The organism is Amycolatopsis halotolerans (assembly GCF_042647905.1).
GTDB lineage: Bacteria > Actinomycetota > Actinomycetes > Mycobacteriales > Pseudonocardiaceae > Amycolatopsis > Amycolatopsis halotolerans.
On record NZ_JBHRWI010000016.1, the window covers coordinates 224069 to 243727 of the forward strand.

General features: G+C 71.0%; 15 protein-coding genes. 9 read left to right on the forward strand and 6 right to left on the reverse strand.

Features of this window, described 5'->3' with window-relative positions; translation table 11 throughout:
* Window positions 1-70: 70 nt before the first annotated feature.
* Together dapA and ACFORO_RS13365 are read left to right on the forward strand one after the other, a co-directional pair.
* A complete protein-coding gene (gene dapA / locus ACFORO_RS13360) occupies window positions 71-1084 on the forward strand; it encodes a 4-hydroxy-tetrahydrodipicolinate synthase (protein WP_354746849.1) in 1014 nt (337 codons plus the stop codon).
* Window positions 1081-2778 carry a ribonuclease J gene (locus tag ACFORO_RS13365; RefSeq protein WP_377870127.1) on the forward strand — a complete coding sequence of 566 codons (1698 nt, stop codon included), beginning with the start codon at window positions 1081-1083 and terminating at the stop codon, window positions 2776-2778. Before dapA ends, ACFORO_RS13365 begins: the two co-directional genes overlap by 4 nt.
* Window positions 2779-3011: 233 nt before the next feature.
* Here the strand turns inward: ACFORO_RS13365 and ACFORO_RS13370 are convergent, their stop codons facing one another.
* The 5 genes from ACFORO_RS13370 to ACFORO_RS13390 all read right to left on the reverse strand — a co-directional run bounded on the left by ACFORO_RS13370 (window position 3012) and on the right by ACFORO_RS13390 (window position 6650).
* On the reverse strand, window positions 3012-3956 hold the full coding sequence (locus ACFORO_RS13370; protein ID WP_377870126.1) for an EamA family transporter: 945 nt from the start codon (window positions 3954-3956) through the stop codon (window positions 3012-3014).
* 41 nt (window positions 3957-3997) lie between these two features.
* Window positions 3998-4612, reverse strand: coding sequence for an NAD(P)H:quinone oxidoreductase (gene wrbA / locus ACFORO_RS13375; RefSeq protein WP_377870125.1), 615 nt, complete (start codon window positions 4610-4612; stop codon window positions 3998-4000).
* 47 nt (window positions 4613-4659) lie between these two features.
* Window positions 4660-5469 (reverse strand): lysophospholipid acyltransferase family protein, encoded by an 810-nt coding sequence (locus ACFORO_RS13380; RefSeq protein WP_377870124.1) that lies wholly within the window; start codon window positions 5467-5469, stop codon window positions 4660-4662.
* Window positions 5470-5637: 168 nt separating this feature from the next.
* Window positions 5638-6288 carry a hypothetical protein gene (locus ACFORO_RS13385; RefSeq protein ID WP_377870123.1) on the reverse strand — a complete coding sequence of 217 codons (651 nt, stop codon included), beginning with the start codon at window positions 6286-6288 and terminating at the stop codon, window positions 5638-5640.
* 128 nt (window positions 6289-6416) lie between these two features.
* Complete coding sequence (locus ACFORO_RS13390) at window positions 6417-6650, reverse strand: hypothetical protein (RefSeq protein WP_377870122.1); 234 nt, start codon at window positions 6648-6650, stop codon at window positions 6417-6419.
* Here ACFORO_RS13390 and ACFORO_RS13395 point away from each other — a divergent pair.
* Both ACFORO_RS13395 and ACFORO_RS13400 read left to right on the forward strand, forming a co-directional pair.
* The gene (locus ACFORO_RS13395; protein ID WP_377870121.1) at window positions 6640-8985 is read left to right on the forward strand and encodes a DNA translocase FtsK; all 2346 of its coding nucleotides are present in this window, start codon (window positions 6640-6642) and stop codon (window positions 8983-8985) included. The genes ACFORO_RS13390 and ACFORO_RS13395 overlap by 11 nt on opposite strands.
* A 352-nt stretch (window positions 8986-9337) precedes the next feature.
* On the forward strand, window positions 9338-9799 hold the full coding sequence (locus ACFORO_RS13400; protein WP_377896557.1) for a hypothetical protein: 462 nt from the start codon (window positions 9338-9340) through the stop codon (window positions 9797-9799).
* 4 nt (window positions 9800-9803) lie between these two features.
* Here ACFORO_RS13400 and ACFORO_RS13405 read toward each other — a convergent pair whose 3' ends face one another.
* On the reverse strand, window positions 9804-10322 hold the full coding sequence (locus ACFORO_RS13405; RefSeq protein ID WP_377870120.1) for an amino-acid N-acetyltransferase: 519 nt from the start codon (window positions 10320-10322) through the stop codon (window positions 9804-9806).
* 158 nt (window positions 10323-10480) lie between these two features.
* On the opposite strand from ACFORO_RS13405, the gene ACFORO_RS13410 reads away from it, so the two are divergent.
* From ACFORO_RS13410 to ACFORO_RS13430, 5 genes are all read left to right on the forward strand, one after another.
* Window positions 10481-12529: an acyltransferase family protein gene (locus tag ACFORO_RS13410; RefSeq protein WP_354751206.1), complete on the forward strand. Its 2049-nt coding sequence runs from the start codon at window positions 10481-10483 to the stop codon at window positions 12527-12529.
* Between the two features lie 119 nt (window positions 12530-12648).
* On the forward strand, window positions 12649-16839 hold the full coding sequence (locus ACFORO_RS13415; protein ID WP_377870119.1) for an AAA family ATPase: 4191 nt from the start codon (window positions 12649-12651) through the stop codon (window positions 16837-16839).
* Between the two features lie 251 nt (window positions 16840-17090).
* Entirely contained in the window at window positions 17091-18539 is a 1449-nt protein-coding gene (gene rimO, locus ACFORO_RS13420) for a 30S ribosomal protein S12 methylthiotransferase RimO (RefSeq protein WP_377870118.1), read from the forward strand.
* The gene (pgsA, locus tag ACFORO_RS13425) at window positions 18536-19183 is read left to right on the forward strand and encodes a CDP-diacylglycerol--glycerol-3-phosphate 3-phosphatidyltransferase (RefSeq protein WP_377870117.1); all 648 of its coding nucleotides are present in this window, start codon (window positions 18536-18538) and stop codon (window positions 19181-19183) included. The genes rimO and pgsA overlap by 4 nt, the downstream gene beginning before the upstream one ends.
* Window positions 19183-19647 carry a CinA family protein gene (locus ACFORO_RS13430; protein ID WP_377870116.1) on the forward strand — a complete coding sequence of 155 codons (465 nt, stop codon included), beginning with the start codon at window positions 19183-19185 and terminating at the stop codon, window positions 19645-19647. Before pgsA ends, ACFORO_RS13430 begins: the two co-directional genes overlap by 1 nt.
* The last annotated feature ends 12 nt before the right edge of the window (window positions 19648-19659 follow it).

Consider the following 19659-nt stretch of genomic DNA (forward strand, 5'->3'; position numbering starts at 1 on the left):
TCTCCGAAGTTCCCGGTGGCACACCAGGTCGAGGCCTGGTTCGGCGGCCTGAGGAGGTACCGTCGGGGCCATGTCCACCTCACCTGCCGCCGCGCCCGGACGTCCGTTCGGCCGCGTGCTCACCGCGATGGCGACCCCCTTCGACCGAGCCGGGGCGCTGGACGTGAAGCGGGCCCAGGAACTGGCCGAGTACCTCGTGGACCTCGGCAACGACGGCCTCGTCGTCAACGGCACCACCGGCGAGAGCCCGACCACGACCGACCAGGAGAAGGCCGCGCTGATCCGCGCCGTCGTCGAGGCGGTCGGCGACCGCGCGACCGTCGTCGCGGGGGCGGGCACCAACAACACCGCGCACAGCATCGAGCAGGCCCAGTCCGCCGCCGAAGCGGGCGCGCACGGCCTGCTCGTGGTCACGCCGTACTACTCGCGGCCGAGCCAGGCCGGGCTGTTCGCGCACTTCACCACGGTCGCGGACGCCACCGAGCTGCCGGTCATGCTCTACGACATCCCGCCGCGCTCGATCGTGCCCATCGAGGTCGACACGCTGCAGCGGCTGGCCGAGAACCCGCGGATCGTCGCGGTGAAGGACGCGAAGGGCGACCTGATCGCCGGCTCCGAGGTCATCGCGAACACCCACCTCGCCTACTACTCCGGCGACGACGGCCTGAACCTGCCGTGGCTGTCGGTCGGCGCGGTCGGCGTGGTCAGCGTGATCGGGCACGTCGTGGCGGGCCGGATCCGCGCGATGATCGAGGCCTACGAGGCGGGCGACACGTCCACCGCGCGCACGAACCACCGCGCGATGCTGCCGGTGCTGCGGGCGATGTCGCGGGTCGGCGGCGTCGCGTTCAGCAAGGCCTCGCTGCGCCTGCGCGGGTTCGACATCGGCGAGCCGCGGCTGCCGATCGTGGCCCCGTTCGACGACCAGCTGGAGCAGATCGCGGCCGATCTCGCCCAGGGCGGCGTGCCGCTGGAGGACAGCGCGGCCTCGGACTGGCATGGTGCACGGGTGGCACAAGCAGATTCGCAGGCGGCCTACACCGCCCCCACCTCGCACACCAGCGTTGGGACAATGCCCCGGTGACCTCACTTCCCGCCGGACCCGGTCCGACGCACCTCCCGCCCGCACTTCCCGAGGGAGCCCTGCGCGTCGTCGCGCTCGGCGGCATCGGCGAGGTCGGGCGCAACATGACCGTCTTCGAATACGACGGCAGGCTCCTGATCGTCGACTGCGGCGTCCTCTTCCCCGAGGACGACCAGCCGGGCGTCGACCTGATCCTGCCGGACTTCCGCGCGATCGAGGACCGGCTCGACGACATCGACGGCCTCGTGCTCACCCACGGGCACGAGGACCACATCGGCGCCGTCCCGTTCCTGCTCCGGCTGCGCCCGGACGTGCCGATCTACGGTTCGCGGTTCACCAACGCGCTGCTCGCGGCCAAGGCCAAGGAGCACCGCCAGCGGCCGAAGCTGATCGAGGTCCGCGAGGGGGAGCGGCGCAAGGTCGGCGCGTTCGACCTCGAGTTCTTCGCGGTGAACCACTCGATCCCGGACGCGCTCGCGGTCGCCATCCGCACGCCGGCCGGCGTCGTGCTGCACACCGGCGACATCAAGCTCGACCAGCTGCCGCTCGACGGGCGGCTCACCGACCTCGCGGGCTTCTCGCGCCTGGGCGACGAGGGCGTGGACCTGTTCTGCGTCGACTCCACCAACGCCGAGGTGCCCGGGTTCGTCATGCCCGAGCGCGACATCGGCCCGGTGGTCGACGACGTGATCCGCAAGGTCGACCAGCGCGTCATCGTCGCCTGCTTCGCCAGCCACGTGCACCGCGTGCAGCAAGTGCTGGACGCCGCTGTCCGGCACGGCCGCCGCGTGGCGTTCGTGGGCCGGTCGATGGTCCGGAACATGGGCATCGCGGCCGAACTGGGCCTGCTGAACGTGCCGGACGGCCTGCTCGTGGACCTGGACCAGGCCAGCAACCTGCCCGAAAGCAAGGTGCTGTTCGTGTCGACGGGTTCCCAAGGCGAGCCGCTGTCCGCGCTGTCGCGGATGGCGCGCGGCGAGCACCGGCAGATCTCGATCCGCGCGGGCGACACCGTCGTGCTGGCCAGCTCGATGATCCCCGGCAACGAGACCGCGGTGTTCGGCGTCGTCAACGGACTGACCCGGCTCGGCGCGAACGTCGTGCACCAGGGCAACGCGAAGGTGCACGTGTCCGGCCACGCGTCCGCGGGCGAGCTGCTCTACCTGTACAACGCGGTCCGGCCGAGCAACGTGATGCCGGTGCACGGCGAGTGGAAACACTTGCGCGCCAACGGAGAGCTCGCGATCCGCACCGGCGTCGCGCCGGACAACGTGGTGATCGCCGAGGACGGCGTGGTCGTGGACCTCGTCGACGGCAAGGCCTCGCGCACCGGCCGCGTCGAGGTCGGGCACGTGTACGTGGACGGGCTGTCCGTCGGCGACGTCGGCGAGTCGACCCTGTCCGACCGGCTGGTGCTCGGCGAGGGCGGCTTCATCGCGATCACCGTGGCGGTCGATTCCAACACCGGCCGCGCGGTGACCAGCCCGACGATCTCCGGCCGCGGCTTCTCCGACGACCCGAAGGCCCTCGACGCCGTCGTGCCGCTCGTGGAGATGGAGCTGGCGCGGACGGAAGCCGAGGGCATCACCGACACCCACCGCATCGCGCAATCGGTGCGCCGGGTCGTCGGCCGGTGGGTCGCCGACACCTACCGCAGGCGGCCGATGATCGTGCCGACGGTCATCCCGGTCTGAGTCAGCTTTGAATCAGCTCTGATTCAGCGGCGCGCGCCCGCCAGCAGCAACGCCATCATGACGATCGCTGCCTGGCGGGCGAGCGCGTTGCGCGCTCTGCGTTGTTCAGCTCTGCTCGGTCGGTTGTCCATGAGATCCCCCAGGCGTCTCGTGCGGCTCGCTCCAGTGTGGCGGGCCCGCGGATAGGACACATCCCGCCCGAGGTTGGTTCCCGTCTCCGCCCGCAGGGGGAGTCAGGCCACCGCGGCGGTCTGTCTTTGGACCAGGTACGCGCCGCCGAGCAGCAGTGCGGCGCCGACCGCTTGCGGCCAGGCGAGGGCTTCGCCGAGCAGCGCCCACGCGAACGCCGCCGCCGCGACGGGCTCGAGCAGCCCGACGACGCTCGCCACCGAAGCGGGCAGGTGGCGCAACGCGGAGATCCCCGCGACGTAAGGGATCGCCGTCGACAGCACCACCAGGCAGATCAGCAGGAGCCACAGCGGGGGAGTCCACGGTCCGAACGGGACGGTCTGGCCCGCCATGCTCAGCGGCAGCGTCCACGGCGGAGCGGTGACGCTCACGAGCACCCCGCCGATCACCATGCCCCAGGTGACCAGCCCGAGCGGCTCGCGGTCGGCGACCGCGCGCTCGCCGAGCAGGAAGTACCCGGCCGAACAGAGCGCCGCGCCGCACCCGGCCAGCACGCCGATCGCGTCGAGCCGCAGCCCTTGCCACACCTGCGCGACCAGCGCCAGCCCGATCAACGCCACCGCCATCCCGAACCACAACATGCGCGGCAGCCGCTTCCGCCGCACCACGCGCACCCACAACGCGATCAGCACCGGTGACAGGAACTCCAGCAGGATCGCGATGCCGACCGGGATCCGTTCCGCGGCAATGAAATACAGCAACTGCGTGCCGGCGACGCCGAGCGCGCCGTACGCCAGCAGCATCGGCCATTCCCCGCGCCGGACCCGCAGCGTGTGCGGGGCGAAGAGCGCGGTGCCGATCAGCAGCAGGACTCCCGCCGTCCCGATCCGCAGCACCGCCACCTGTTCCGGCGTCATGCCCGCTTCCATCACCGGTTTGGCGAGCGTTCCGGACGTGCTGAAGAAGACCGCGGCGAGCAGCACGAGCGAGAGGCCGCGGCCCCGGTGGATCACCCGGGGTCGTTCCAGGACAGGGAGTTCGGTGGTCACGCGCGGGACACTACGGAGCGGAACGAGCGGGCGAAACTGAGTTATTCCCCGGTTTTCAGACCTGTCGCGACGTGTGTCGTGATCGTTGCCAGCCGTCGCCCCTGAATCCGCAGTGCCCGCAGTGCGGTGTCGTCTGGTGCCGCGGATTTGCGCGAGACGAACGAGCCGCCGTACGGGTTGCCGGACTCCATCAGGTGCGGGTCGGCGTAGCCGAGGGGGACGACGATCGCGCCCCAGTGGTAGAAGATGTTGTTGATTGCCAGCACGGTCGCTTCGAGGCCGCCGTGCGCGGTGGACGCCGACGTGAACGACGTCGCCACCTTGTCGGCCAGTTTTCCTTGCGCCCACAGGCCGCCCGTGGTGTCCACAAAGGACTTCAGCTGCGCGGCGGGCCCGCCGAACCGGGTCGGGCTGCCGAGCGCGAGCCCGTCCGCCCACTCGAGATCGGCCAACGAGGCGAGCTCATGATGCGGCCCGTCGTCGACCCAGGCCTGCCACCGCCGATTGCTCGCCACCGCTTCCGGCGGCGCGGTCTCGGCCACGGTGCGGACGCGTGCCTCCGCCCCGGCTTCGCCCGCCCCTTCGGCGAGCGCGCCGGCGAGGGCGGCGGTGTTGCCGGTAGCGCTGTAGTAGACAACCAGAATGCGGGTGCTCACACCTCGCGACCCTAGCCGGGCCGGCTGGGGTGTCCCACGATCCGGACTCAGCGCTGCGGCTTCCAGGGACTGACCGTGTCGGTCGGCCGGGTCGGGTCGTGGAAGCGCGGACGAATGGGTTCGTGGCGGCGCAAGGGGAGCATGCCGTCGGTGATGGCCTGCATGATTTTGGCGTGCGCGCGAACGCCCGCGCCCGGCCGCTCCGGCTCGACGTCGGACAGGTCGACCGGGGTCCCGAAATGCACCTTGAACCGAGGCCGCCGCAACGGCGCGCTCAACCCGGATTTCGCCAGCGGCAGCAGATCCGCGGGCCCGTTCACGGTCTCGGTGCCCCAGTACACGGCCTCGTGCGCGCCCCACTGGCTGATCGGAATCACCGGCACGCCCGCCGCGAGCGCGAGCCGGGCCGCCCCTGTCTTGCCGCGCTCCGGCCACAGCCCCGGATCGTGGCTGATCCGCCCTTCCGGATAAACGACGATCGGCTCGCGCGTAGTCCGCAACGCCTCGGCGGCTTCAGCGAACTGCCCGATCGCGGTCGCCGCCTTGGCCCGGTCCACGCGCAAGTGCCCGCTGACTTTGAGCGCCGGGCCGATCACCGGAGCGTCGAGAATCCCGCCGGCGAGCATGAAGCGGGGATTGATGCCGATCCGCTTGCAGGCCGCCATGAGCACGAAGGCGTCGAACACGCCGATGTGATTGGCCGCCATGAGCAGCGGTTTGCCCCGGAGCTCCCGCGGGACCGACCCGGTGACCGTGAGCCGCCCGACGAGGTTCACCAGCCCCCGGTCGATGTTGAGCATCGTCCGCCAGATCGCGGGGGCACGGCGCGGAGCCTCGTCCTGTTGCAGCGCGAACATGGGCAAAGCATTTCACGGGTGAGTCCACCTGGGACAACGCGGTTCTCGGTGAGGTGGGCCGGTGAGTGTCCTGGAGGCTGTCGTGGCTGCTCAGGGCGTCTGTGGGCGCTAGAGGTCCTTGGCTGCTGGAGTGTGCTCGGAGCGGAGGGACTCAGTGGTTCCTGCTGCTCAGGAAGCCGCTGCCGGTCGCGACTCGGTGGATTCCGCGTAACCGGAGTCCAACCAGCGAGTGCAGCCCCCGATGGTCGCCCCGTCGTCCTCGGCATTCCGGATCTGCAGCAACATCCCGGTCGCCGGATCGAACACCAGTTGCCGCGTACTGGCGAACGCCGAATCCGGAACGCTCACGACCACTCCCGGCAGATCCGCGTCTTCCACAACCAGCCCCGGCCGCCCGGCCAGCCACAGCAGCAACAACCGCTGCAACCGCGGCGGCACCACCTGCACCAGCCAAACCGTGGTGAAAGCCTTGGCCGCTCCAGCAGGACTCATCCGGCGACTCAGCGCGGCAGTCACCGACGACAGATCCGTCGCGACCAGAAAGTCCCCCATCAGCCCGCCGGGCGGGAAATAGCCGCTGGGCCGGACGACCGCGCTGCCCTGGGTGATCAGCAACCGTCCGGATCCATCCGGGGCGACCCAGTCCTCGCGGTCGAAGAACTCAGTGCTGGCGGACAGGATCCGGCCAGTGGTAGTCCGGTCGGTGTGCTGATGCCACCCGGACGTCCTGCGGTAGTGGTATCGCCCAGTACCGCGAGGAACAGGAGCGGAAGCGGTCCGGTCGGCAAGCGCGCGCACGACCTCGGCGGGGCTCGGCATCAAGGGACCTCGGCTTCCAGGGGAACGGCGAGGGACACCGTCGATGCTTCCACAAGATCCACTGTGATCTGGAGACGATTGTTTCGGGTGCGCTGCGAGTGGCACATGTGACTATCGGTCCGCGCCCGTTACCGTGGAGGCATGGCTGGGTCGGCGACGAGGAAGCGGAGCACGGCGGGAAGCGGCGGGAAGGCACCGGCGCGTAGTTCGCGTACTCCGGCGAAGTCTCGGACGGCTGCCTCGAGCAGGTCGTCCCAAGGCTCGGCCAGGGGCAGGAGCAGCTCCCGGCCGCGGACGTCGAGCGCTCGGCGCCCAGCCCCCCGGCGCAAGAACGGCGCGTTCGGGCGCGGAGTGCGCAGCACCTGGAACCTCGCCGCCAAGGGGATCGGTTCGCTGGCCCGCACAGTCGGGCGCACGCGGGAACTTGAAGCGGAACACCGTCGTGACGGGCTGGCTCTCGGGCTGATCGCGCTGGCGATCGTCGCGGCGGTCGGCGTCTGGTGGCGCGCGGCCGGGCCGATCGGGGCGGGCGTCGAGGTCGCCACCCGGACGGTGCTGGGCGCGGGGGCGGTGACGCTTCCGCTGGTGCTGCTCGTGGTCGCCGTCGCGTTGATGCGGTCCGAGCCGCAGCCGGAGACCCGGCCGCGGATGGTCATCGGCACGGTGCTGGTCGTGTTGTCCGTGCTCGGGATGCTGCACATCTTCACCGCGCTCCCGGACACCAACGACGGCCGCATGTACGCGGGCGGCATTCTCGGCGCGTTCTCCGGCGGGTTGCTGACCAAGGGCGTCACCACCTGGGTCGCGGTGCCGCTGCTGATTCTCGCGCTGCTGTTCGGCGTGCTCGTGTTCACCGGCACGCCGGTCCGCGACATCCCGCACCGCCTGCGCACCTGGGGCCTCGACGAGCAGGAACTGGCCGAGTACGAGGGCGGCCAGCACGAAGACGAGCACGACACCGAAGAACCCGAGCCCGAGCCGAAGGCCGTCCGGCTGCGGAAGCCGTCGCGGCGGCGCCAGGCCAGCGCCGACAAGGACGGCGAGCAGCTCGACATCGACGCCGCGCTCGCCGAGCCGGCCACGCCGATCCGGCCGCCGAAGCCGGTCGCGCCGCCCGCCGAGGTGCCGGAGAAGAAGCAGAAGAAGGCTCCGGAACCCGCGCTGTCGGTCACCCGCACCGTCGAGGGCGACTACGCGCTCCCTCCGCCGGACCTGCTGAAGCTCGGCGACGCGCCGAAGACCCGCAGCAAGGCCAACGACCAGATGATCGAGGCGATCAGCGGCGTCCTCGACCAGTTCAACGTCGACGCGCAGGTCACCGGCTTCACCCGCGGCCCGACGGTCACCCGCTACGAGGTCGAGCTCGGCCCGGGCGTGAAGGTCGAGAAGATCACCGCGCTGACCAAGAACATCGCCTACGCGGTGGCCACCGACAACGTCCGGCTGCTCGCGCCGATCCCGGGCAAGTCCGCGGTCGGCATCGAGGTGCCGAACTCCGACCGCGAGATGGTGCGGCTCGGCGACGTGCTGCGCGCGCCGTCCACGGTCAAGGACAACCACCCGATGCTGGTCGGCCTCGGCAAGGACATCGAGGGCGAGTTCGTCACCGCGAACCTCACGAAGATGCCGCACTTGCTGGTGGCCGGTTCGACTGGTTCCGGCAAGTCCAGCTTCGTGAACTCGATGCTGGTGTCGCTGCTGGCCCGCTCGACGCCCGCCGAATGCCGGATGATCCTGATCGACCCGAAGATGGTCGAGCTGACGCCGTACGAGGGCATCCCGCACCTGATCACGCCCATCATCACGCAGCCGAAGAAGGCCGCCGCCGCGCTGGCCTGGCTCGTCGAGGAGATGGAACAGCGCTACCAGGACATGCAGGCCAACCGGGTCCGCCACATCGACGACTTCAACGCCAAGGTGCGCTCTGGCGACATCACCGCGCCGCCGGGGAGCGAACGCGAGTACCAGCCGTACCCGTACATCATGGCGATCGTCGACGAGCTCGCCGACCTGATGATGACCGCCCCGCGCGACGTCGAGGACGCGATCGTCCGGATCACCCAGAAGGCCCGTGCCGCGGGCATCCACCTGGTGCTCGCGACGCAGCGGCCGTCGGTCGACGTCGTCACCGGCCTGATCAAGACGAACGTGCCCTCGCGGCTCGCGTTCGCCACCTCGTCGCTCACCGACTCGCGGGTCATCCTCGACCAGCCGGGCGCGGAGAAGCTGATCGGCATGGGCGACGCGCTCTACCTGCCGATGGGCGCCGGGAAACCGGTCCGCATCCAGGGCGCGTTCGTCGGCGACGAAGAAATCGCCGCAGTCGTCAACTTCGCCAAGGAACAGGCGCAGCCGGACTACAACGAGGGCGTCACCAGCGCCAAGGCGGGCGAGAAGAAGGAAATCGACCCGGACATCGGCGACGACCTCGACGTCCTGCTGCAGGCCGCCGAGCTGATCGTCACGTCGCAGTTCGGGTCCACCTCGATGCTGCAGCGCAAGCTCCGCGTCGGGTTCGCCAAGGCCGGACGCCTGATGGACCTGCTGGAAAGCCGCGGCATCGTCGGCCCGTCGGAGGGGTCGAAGGCCCGCGACGTGCTGATCAAGCCGGAGGAACTGGAGTCGGTGCTGTTCATGATCCGCGGCGGTTCCGACGCGGGCGGGTCGCCCGCCGGTGGCGAAGAAGAAGACTTCTGAGCCGCGCGTGCCAGGAACTTGAGCCGCGACCCCGGCCCGCTAAACCGTCCACAAAGGACGCCAAATACGCCGAAATGCCCGATTTGTCAGCATGTGGCCGGGTCTTGAAGTCCGTGAGGGGAACCCTGAGGGAATCTGATTCCCTCAGGGTTCCCCTCACGGACCACTACCGGCTTCCGCTCCCGGGCCCGAGGCCCACAGCGACGTGCGCTCAACCGGGCCGAATCAGCTGAGCTGGGGAAACAAGCCGGAAGCGCGTCCACATCACAGCCTTAAATTCCTGGCATGGGACTCAGAGTCCCTCAGGGTTCCCTCACCGACAGTCTGGTCCCGCCCGACTTAAGTTCTGGCATTGATTCTGAGCCGCGCGTGCAACCTGCCGGCCCGTCCGGCTCGTCCACTGCGCATGGACCTCAAGAAGCTCGCACTGGGTATCGGGACGGCCGCCGCGCTGGCCGGGTGCGCGGGCGGCACGGTCGCCGTCGCGCAGACACCGTCGCGACCGCCTGCCGCTGAACTGGGCGGGAACGTGGCGCTCACGCCCGGCCAGGAGGTGCAGGTCGCCGGCCGGGACCTGACGGTGCGCTACCGCCAGCTGGTCTCGGATTCGCGCTGCAAGCCGGGCAGGCAGTGCTTCGTGGCGGGGGAGGCGGTAGTGGCGCTGGTCCTGACCGAGCCGGGTCGCGGCGAGCACACGTCCGTCCAGCTGCACACCGGCCGCCAGGGCCCGGACGCGACGTCCTTCGCGGGCACGACGGTGAAGCTCGAGGCCGTGGACGGGTCGGGGAACCGGATTCTCGTGCGGTTCTCGTGAGGGTTCAGAACTCGAGCAGCATGCGCGAGTTCCCGAGCGTGTTCGGCTTGACGTAAGGCAGGTCGAGGAATTCCGCGACACCCGGGTCGAGCGAGCGCCGCATTTCCGCGTACACCTCGTGCGACACCGGGGCGCCGTCGATTTCGACGAACCCGTGTCCGGAGAAGAACGACGTCTCGAACGTCAGCACGAACAGCCGTTTCAGCCCCAGTTCGCGGGCCTCTTCGACGAGCCTGCCGACCAGCGCGCGGCCGATCCCGCGGCCGCGCGCCGCTTTGTCGACCACCACGGTGCGCAGTTCGCCGATGTCCTCCCACAGCACGTGCAGCGCGGCGGCGCCCAGCACGTCCTCGGTACCGGCTTCTTCGTCGGTCGCGACCCAGAATTCCTGCACCGCCTCGTAGAGCGTGACCAGATCCTTTTCGAGGAGCACGCGGCCCGCGTCGGAGTCGACGAGGGCCTTGATCTTGCGGACGTCGGCGATCCGCGCGCGGCGGACGGACGGAGGGCGGGAATCGGGCACCCGGTCAAGATAACTACCGCGAGGACCGGGTGTGCCGAGCGGCTCCATCGGGGGACCCCGGATGCGTGACGCTACGAGCCGTCACGTATAGCTAGTGTCCGCACATGACCAGTAGCCGGCGGCCACTGGCCGGCTACCGGCCCTCGGGAGGAACCTGCATGTCCGGCAGCACTGTGGCCGCCCCCGAACGATCCGGCCATCCTCCCGCCGGGCCGAGCGCGCAGGCGCGGTTCCGGCCCGAGCTGCAGGGCGTGCGGGCGCTCGCCTCGGTGCTGGTGGTCGTCTACCACGTGTGGTTCGACCGGATCTCCGGCGGCGTCGACGTGTTCTTCCTCGTCTCCGGGTTCCTGATCACCGGCCAGCTCTACCGCGCGCTGCTGCGCGGCCGGATCGAGCTGCGCGCCACCTGGGGCCGGATGATCAAGCGGCTCTTCCCGGCCGCGATGACGGTGCTGCTGACCGTCGTGGTCGTCTCGCAGCTGCTGCTGCCCCAGGACCGCTGGTTCCAGACCATCCGCGAGGTCGTCGCGTCGGCGCTGTTCTACGAGAACTGGCAGCTCGCGGCCGATTCGGTGGACTACTTCGCCCAGCACAACAGCGCCAGCCTCGTGCAGCACTTCTGGTCGCTGTCCATCCAGGGCCAGTTCTACCTGGTGTGGCCGCTGCTGTTCGTCGGGCTCGGCCTGCTCGTGCGCCGCCTCGGCTGGTCGCTGCGCGGCACGGTGAACCTGCTGCTGGTCGTCCTGTTCGCGGCCTCGCTCGCGTACTCGGTCTACCTCACCGCGGCCGACCAGCCGCTGGCCTACTTCCACGGCCTCACCCGCGTGTGGGAGTTCGCGCTCGGCGGCCTGATGGCGATGTTCCTCGACCAGGTGACGCTGCCGCGCCTGCTGCGCATCGTGCTCGGCTGGGTCGGCGTCGCCGGGCTGGTGCTGTGCGGCGTCCTGCTCGAGGTCGACAGCGTGTTCCCCGGCTGGATCGCGCTGTGGCCGACCGTCTCGGCCGGCCTGGTGCTGGTGGCCGGGCAGACCGGCAGCGTGCTCGGCGCGGACCGCTGGCTCAGCTCGAAATTCCTCGGCTACGTCGGCAATCTCAGCTTCTCGCTGTACCTGTGGCACTGGCCGGTGCTGGTGTTCTACCTGATCATCCGCGACCGGGCGGCGGTCGGCCTGCTCGGCGGCACGTTCGTGGTCGGCGTGTCGTTCCTGCTCTCGATCCTGACCTATCACCTGATCGAGAACCCGATCCGGCTGTCGAAGATCGGCACCGCGAAACACTGGGGCTCCTACCGGTTCGGCGTGCTCGCGCTGGCCCCGGTGCTCGTCGCGAGCGGCGTCTGGCAGGGCGTGAGCAGCGCGCGGGCGAACTACGAAATCGCCATCGGCGACCCGGACCACCCCGGCGCGATCGCGCACGCGCCGGGCTTCGTCTACCGCGGCACGCCGGCGCCGTCGATCGTGCCGCCGACGGTGAAGCTCGCCGACGACTGGGCCCGCATTTCGCCGGACCAGTGCTCGAAGTCGCCGCGCAACAAGGAACTGGAGATCTGCACGGAGGGCCCGGAGGGGCCGCCGACCAAGCGGATCGTGCTCGTCGGCGACTCGCACATCCAGCAGTACCTCGCCGCCTTCCGGCCCGCGGTCGTCTCCGACGGCTGGCAGGTCTCGACCATGCTGAAGGGCGCGTGCCCGTACTCGTCGGGCTCCGAGCTGATGCCCGGCGACAAGAACTGCATCGACTGGAACAAGGCCGCCACCGACGAACTGCTCGACACGCGCCCGGACGCGGTCGTCATGCTCGGCACGGTCAACGCCAAGCCGGGGCCGAACGAGTCGACGCCGAAGGGCTTCGTCGACGTCTGGTCCGAGTTGAACGACGCGAACATCCCGGTCGTGGCCGTCCGCGACAACCCGCGCTACGCGTTCAACATGGCCAGCTGTGTCGCGCAGAAGAGCCCGACCGACGCGTCGTGCTCGGTGCCGCGGCCCGCCGCGGTGGCCCCGGCGCCGTCGTGGGAGCGGGTCGAGGACATCCCGGACAACGTGTCGTTCCTGGACTTCACCGACTACTACTGCGACCAGAAGCGCTGCCGCGCGGTCGTCGGGAACGTGCTGGTCTACATGGACGACAACCACCCGTCCGCGACGTTCAACACGACACTCGCGCCGATCGCGGTCAAACAGCTCAAACAAGCCCTGCAGTGGTGACCGCGGGCGAGGGGCGAACGGGCGACTTCGGCGACTAGCCGTCGCGGAGCGTCCCGGGTTGGGCACAATGGGGCGGCGGCGGGCTTGCCGCACGGGCACCTGAGGGGGAGCTGGTTTTTTTGACGCGCGCAGGGTGGGACGCATTCCAGGCCGCACAGTCCGAGGCGGCGGCGGGCCGGACGGCCGCGCTGACCGGCCCGGACGGCGTCGGATGGCTGCTCGTCCCCGGCCAGGCGTGGCAGCGGCGGCTGCCGGACGGGAGCTGGCAGTACACGCAGCCGCCCGCGGACTCCGGCTACCGCGCGGCCGCCCGGCTCGCTCCGCCGCCGGGCGCACCCGCACCGGGAGCGCCGGGCGGGTACGGCGCGCCGCAGCAGTACCCGGGCGGCCAGCAGGGCTACCCCGGCAACGGACCTCGGCCGCAGTACCCGGGCCCGCAGAGCAACCCGGGCGGATTCCCCGGACCGCAAGGAAACCCGGGCGGTTACGCCGGTCCGCAGGGCAACCCAGGCGGCTATCCCGGTCCGCAGGGCAATCCCGGCGGATACGCGGGACCGCCTGCGCCGCAAGGGAACCCGGGCGGCTACAACGGCCCGCCTTCTCCTCCGCAGGGCTACCGTCCGCCGCAGCCCGGGTTCCCGCCCGCGCCGCAGGGCGGCCCGTGGTCCGGGCAAGTCCCGGCCCAGCCGCCGCCCGCGCCTTCGGGACCGCCGCCCGCCGCCCCGCCGTCCGCGCCGCCGCTCCCCGCGAGCGCCCCGGCGCCGAATACCGCGACTGCTCAGCCGCCGCAGATCCGGGTCGAGAACCTGGGCCAGTCCGGGATGTTCGTCGCCGGAACCGAGTCGATGGCCGAGTTCGTCGCGCGCGCCACCCGGATCGTCGCCTGGGCGGACGCCACCCGGCACGGCACCGCGAACGGCCCCGGCGAACCCCCGCCGCCCGAACCGGAACGGCCGGGTTCGGACGGCTCCGGCAACAACGTGCTCGGCGACATGGCGCGGCATAGCCGGTCGGTCACGCTGGACCTGCTGGCCGCGGGCAACCGCATGTGGCAGCGCAAGGAGCAGTCCCGCTACGAGAAGGCGTACGAGGAGTGGCAAACGGCCTACGCCGAGTGGGAGAAGCGCGAAGCGGCCCGGATGACGGCGGGCACCAAGCAGCCGAACCCGTTCGTCCTGCTCGTGGGGGAGGCGAACACCGGCCAGCGCCGGTTCACCCGGGCGATGAAGGCGTCGCTGACCGAGGCCGAGGTCGGGTTCGACACCGCCCAGTTCTTCGACTGCGCCGCCCTGCTCGCCGAGTACGCCGACGATCCGATCGAGCGCTCGGTGCCCGCGACGATCAACGACATCGAGAACGGCGGCTCCGCGCTGCTGCTCGCGGAGCGGGTCGACGCGCTGTTCGACAAGGATGTCGCCGCCACCGTCCGCCTGCTGCGCAATTACGCGCGCGACCAGGACAGCTGCCGCCTGATCATCCTGGACGGCACCGAGAAGGTGCTCGAACAGCTCCGCACCGAGGCCCCTGACCTGGTGCAGAACATGCTGCAGTACCGGCTGCCCCGGTTCGACCGGCCCGCCGCGGCGGCCGCGCTGCTCGACGTCCTCGCCCAGGAGCGCTCGTTCGGCCTGCCGTCCGACGTGCGCGACCGGCTCGCCGCGCTGGCCAAGGAACCCAGCGCCCGCACGGTGGAGGCGCTGCTGGACGCGTCCTCGCGGCAGGCGATCAGCCGCGGCGCGATGCCGGGCACCCGGATCGAAATCGGCCACCCGGACATCGAGCCACTCGTGGCCGCGGCGGGCCAGCGCGGCGGATCCTCGATCGAGGAGCTGCTCGCCGAACTGGACGGGATGATCGGCCTCGCCGCGGTCAAGGAGCGGGTCCGCTCGCTGACGTCGGAGATGACGATCGACGCGCGGCGGCGGGAAGCGGGCATGAAGGTCGCCGTGCGCAGCCGGCACCTGCTGCTGACCGGAAATCCGGGCACGGCCAAGACGACCGTCGCCCGGCTGCTCGGCAAGATCTATCAAGCGCTCGGCGCGCTCCCGAAGGGCCACGTCGTCGAGGTGACCCGCACCGACCTGGTCGGCGAGTACGTGGGCCAGACCTCGCTGAAGACCCGCGCGGCGGTCCAGCGGGCCGTCGGCGGCGTGCTGTTCCTCGACGAGGCCTACAACCTCGTGAACGACAAGGACGACGACTTCGGCCGGGAAGCCGTCGCGGAACTGTTGGTGCAGATGGAAAACCACCGCGAGGACCTGGTCGTCTTCGCGGCCGGTTACCCCAAGGAGATGGACGCTTTCCTGGAGTCCAACTCCGGCCTGCGCTCGCGGTTCGCCGGCACCATCGAATTCCCGGACTACTCCAACGACGAGCTCGCGCAGATCTTCCGCGCGATGGCGAAGGGCCAGGGCTACGAGCTGTCCCCGGACCTGCTCGCGTCGCTGCCCGAGGCGGTCCGGCGGATCCCGCGCGGCCGCGGCTTCGCGAACGGCCGGTCCGCGCGCGTGCTGCTGGAAGCGGCGATCGGCAAGCAGTCGACCCGGCTGACCACCGACGGCGGCGCGGACCTGGTCACGCTCGTCGCCGCAGACCTGCCGCAGCCTGGCGAGTCCGGAGTGGGCGCGGTGGACGATTCCGGACCACGGCGCAGTCTTCCGGAGCTGCTGGCCGAGCTGGACGCGATGATCGGGCTCGACTCGGTGAAGCAGCGCGTGCGGTCCATGGTGGACGAAATGGCCGTCGACGCGCGGCGCCGCGACGCGGGCATGAAGGTCGCCGTACGCAGCCGCCATCTGCTCTTCACCGGCAACCCGGGCACGGCCAAGACGACCGTTTCACGGCTGGTCGGGCAGATTTACCGCGAGCTGGGCGTGCTTCCGTCCGGACATCTGGTCGAAGTCGGCCGCGGTGACCTTGTCGCCGAATTCACCGGTCAGACCGCGCCGAAGACGCGCGAGGTGTGCGAGCGGGCCGCGGGCGGCGTGCTGTTCATCGACGAGGCGTACAACCTCGTGCGCGACGACAACGACGACTACGGCAAGGAAGCCGTCACCGAACTGCTGGTGCAGATGGAAAACCATCGCGAGGACCTGGTGGTCTTCGTCGCGGGCTATCCCAAGCAGATGGACGAGTTCCTCGAGTCCAACCCCGGGCTGCGGTCGCGGTTCTCCGGCCGGATCGAGTTCCCGGATTACTCCAACGACGAACTCGCCGGGATTTTCACGGTGATGGCGAAGGGCCAGGGCTACGAGCTGTCCGCCGACCTCTCCTCGGCGCTGCCCGAGGCGATCCGCCGCATTCCGCGCGGTCGCGGGTTCGCGAACGGCCGGTCCGCGCGCGGCCTGCTGGAAGCCGCGATCAGCGGGCAGTCCAGCCGCCTGGCCGCCGCGCCGGACACGCCGTCGGATCAGCTGGCCGTCCTGGTCGCCGCAGACCTGCCGGGCGAGGCCGGGGTCGCGGTCAGCGACGACGCCGGGCCGCGCCGGGGACTGGACGATCTGCTGGCCGAACTCGACGGGATGATCGGCCTGGACGAGGTGAAGTCGCAGGTCCGTGCGCTGGTCGCGGAAACGCGGCTGGACGCGCGCCGCCGCAAGGCCGGGCTGCCGGTCGGGGCGCGCAGCAGGCACCTGGTGTTCACCGGCAACCCGGGCACGGCGAAGACGACCGTCGCGCGCCTGATGGGGCAGCTGTACCGCGAGCTCGGCGTGCTGCCGTCCGGGCACCTGGTCGAGGTCGCGCGGCCGGACCTGGTGGGCGAGTACATCGGCCAGACCGCGCCGAAAACCCGCGAGGTGTGCGAGCGGGCGATCGGCGGGCTGCTGTTCATCGACGAGGCGTACAACCTGGTCCAGACCTACTCGAACGGCGCCGACTTCGGCGGCGAGGCGGTCGCCGAACTGCTGGTGCAGATGGAGAACCACCGCGAGGACCTGATCGTGATCGCCGCGGGCTACCCGGCGGACATGGACCGCTTCCTCGACGCCAACGCGGGCCTCCGGTCCCGCTTCGGCGCCACCGTGCACTTCGCCGACTACGACAACGCCCAGCTCGCCGCGATTTTCACGGCCATGGCGGGCAAACAGGGCTACCGCCTCGACGCCGGGCTCGCCGAAGCGCTGCCCGGATTCATGGCCGGTCTCGACCGCGGCGCCGGTTTCGCGAACGGCCGTTCGGCCCGCGGCCTGCTCGAACGCGCGATCCGCGCGCAGGCGATGCGGCTGGCCGGCCCGGACGTCGACCTGGAGGCGCTGGACGACGCGGAGCTGACGCTGCTGACGGTTCCGGACGTGTCCACAGCGGAGTGACCCGCTCGGGCCCCCAAGCCCGGCGATCCGGGTCCGCAGGTCCGTGAGGGGAACCCTGAGGGAATCTGATTCCCTCAGGGTTCCCCTCACGACCGCCAAGAGCCCCGAACCCCGACGCGACTTGATCGCGCCCCCTGGCGGCACCTCGAGCCCTGGGCATCGGCGGAGCGACCCGGCCGGAGGAGACCGGGTCACCGCACTGGGCGACGCCGTCGCGGGGCGGTCCGAATGCGACGGCTACCCTGAACGTCGTGCCTTCTCCAGCCGCTGACTCCGCTCGCGCCCGCCGTGTCTCCCTCGTGACCTTGGGCTGCGCCCGCAACGAGGTCGATTCCGAGGAGCTGGCGGGCCGGCTGGCCGCGGGCGGCTGGGAACTGGCCGCCGAACCGGAGGACTCCGACGTCGTCGTGGTCAACACGTGCGGCTTCGTCGAGTCGGCCAAGAAGGACTCGGTCGACACGCTGCTCGCCGCGGCCGACACCGGCCGCAAGGTCGTCGCGGTCGGCTGCATGGCCGAGCGCTACGGCAACGAACTGGCCGACAGCCTGCCCGAGGCCGACGCGGTGCTCGGCTTCGACCACTACGCCGACCTGTCCTCGCGCCTCGACGACGTGGTCGCCGGCCGCGCGATCGCCGCGCACACCCCGTCCGACCGCCGCAAGCTGCTGCCGATCAGCCCGGTGCAGCGGCCCGCCGCGACCTCCGAGGTCGAGGTGCCCGGGCACGCGCAGCACGGCTGGGGCCCGCGCGTCCTGCGCACGCGGCTGGACGATTCCCCGGTCGCCGCGCTGAAGATCGCCTCCGGCTGCGACCGGCGCTGCTCGTTCTGCGCGATCCCGTCGTTCCGCGGGTCGTTCGTGTCCCGCCAGCCCGACGAGATCGTCGCCGAGGCGGCCTGGCTCGCCGAGAACGGCGCGAAGGAACTGTTCCTGGTCAGCGAGAACTCCACGTCGTACGGCAAGGATTTCGGCCGCGACGGCACCCGCGCGCTCGAGCTGCTGCTGCCGCGCCTCGCCGAGATCGACGGCATCGAGCGCGTCCGCGTGTCCTACCTGCAGCCCGCCGAGACGCGGCCGCAGCTGGTGCGGGCCATCGCCACCACGCCGGGCGTCGCGGACTACTTCGACCTGTCCTTCCAGCACTCCAGCGAGCAGGTGCTGCGCCGGATGCGCCGGTTCGGCTCCACCGATTCCTTCCTCGCGCTCACCGAGCAGATCCGCGAGTACTCGCCCGAGGCGGGCATCCGCACCAACGTGATCGTCGGCTTCCCCGGCGAGACCGAGGACGACCTGGCCGAGCTGGAGCGGTTCCTCACCGGGGCCCGGCTCGACGCGGTCGGCGTGTTCGGCTACTCCGACGAGGACGGCACCGAGGCCGAGACCTTCGACGGCAAGCTGGACCCGGCCGTGGTCGCCGAGCGCGTCGCGCGCATTTCGGCGCTGGTCGAGGAGCTGACCGCGCAGCGCGCCGAAGACCGGATCGGCACCTTCGTGGACGTCCTGGTCGAGCACGACGGCACCGACGGCGACGACGCGGTCGGCCGCGCCGCGCACCAGGCCCCCGAGGTCGACGGCGAATGCGTCATCCTCGAGGACGAAGACACCAAGCCGCTCGCGGTGGGCGACATCGTCCGCTGCGAGGTCGTCGACTCCGCCGGCGTCGACCTGGTCGTCCGCCCGGCGCCGGACGCCGGCCGGTGAGTGCCGCGCCCAGCGGGGCGGGCGAGGGCGTGCCCCGCGCCGCTTCCGAGGGCGGGGCCCAGCTGCCCGAAGCCACCCCGGTCCCGACGCTGAACCTGGCGAACCTGCTCACCATCTCGCGGCTCGTCCTGGTCCCGCTGTTCGTGGTGGCGCTGTTCACCGGCCACGGCGAGGACACCACGTGGCGCGCGATCGCCACCGGGCTGTTCGCCGTCGCGTCGGCCACCGACCAGGTCGACGGCTGGGTCGCCCGCCGCTACGGGCTCATCACCGACTTCGGCAAGATCGCCGACCCGATCGCGGACAAGGCGCTCATCGGCGCCGCGCTGATCGGGCTCAGCGCGCTGGGGGAGCTGGGCTGGTGGGTCACCATCGTGATCGCGGTGCGCGAGATCGGCGTGACGCTGCTGCGGTTCTGGGTGATCCGGCACGGCGTGATCCCGGCCAGCCGGGGCGGCAAGGCGAAGACCATGGCGCAGATCATCGCGATCGTGACCTATCTGCTGCCGCTCCCGGCCGGAGCGGACCCGGTGCGCTGGGTGCTGATGGGGATCGCGGTCGCGCTGACGGTGGTCACCGGCGTCGACTACCTGGTCCGCGCGATCCGGCTGCGCGCTGCCGGCCGGCGCGCGATGGGCTCGTGATGACCGAGGCGCGCGAACTCGTCGCGACCCTCACCCGCCGGGGGGAAACCGTGGCGGCGGCGGAGTCGCTCACCGCCGGTCTCGTCTGCGCCACGCTCGCCCAGGTACCGGGTGCGAGCGCGGTGCTGCGCGGCGGCCTGGTGGTCTACGCCACAGAGCTGAAGACCGCGCTCGCCGGGGTCGACGAGCAGTTGCTGGCCGAGCACGGAGCGGTGCACCCCGAGGTCGCCGCGCAGCTGGCCAGGGGCGCGCGCGAGCGCTGCGGGGCGACCTGGGGCCTCGGCCTGACCGGTGTCGCGGGGCCGGATCCGCAGGACGGCGTGGCGCCGGGAACGGTGTACGTCGGGCTCAGCGGACCAGGCGTGACCACGGTGCGTGAGCTGGCCGAGCCCGGTGACCGGGACACGATCCGGACGGCGTCGGTGCGCGCCGCGTTCGCGCTGCTCGGGGAACAACTAGACTGAAAACGGCGTTCG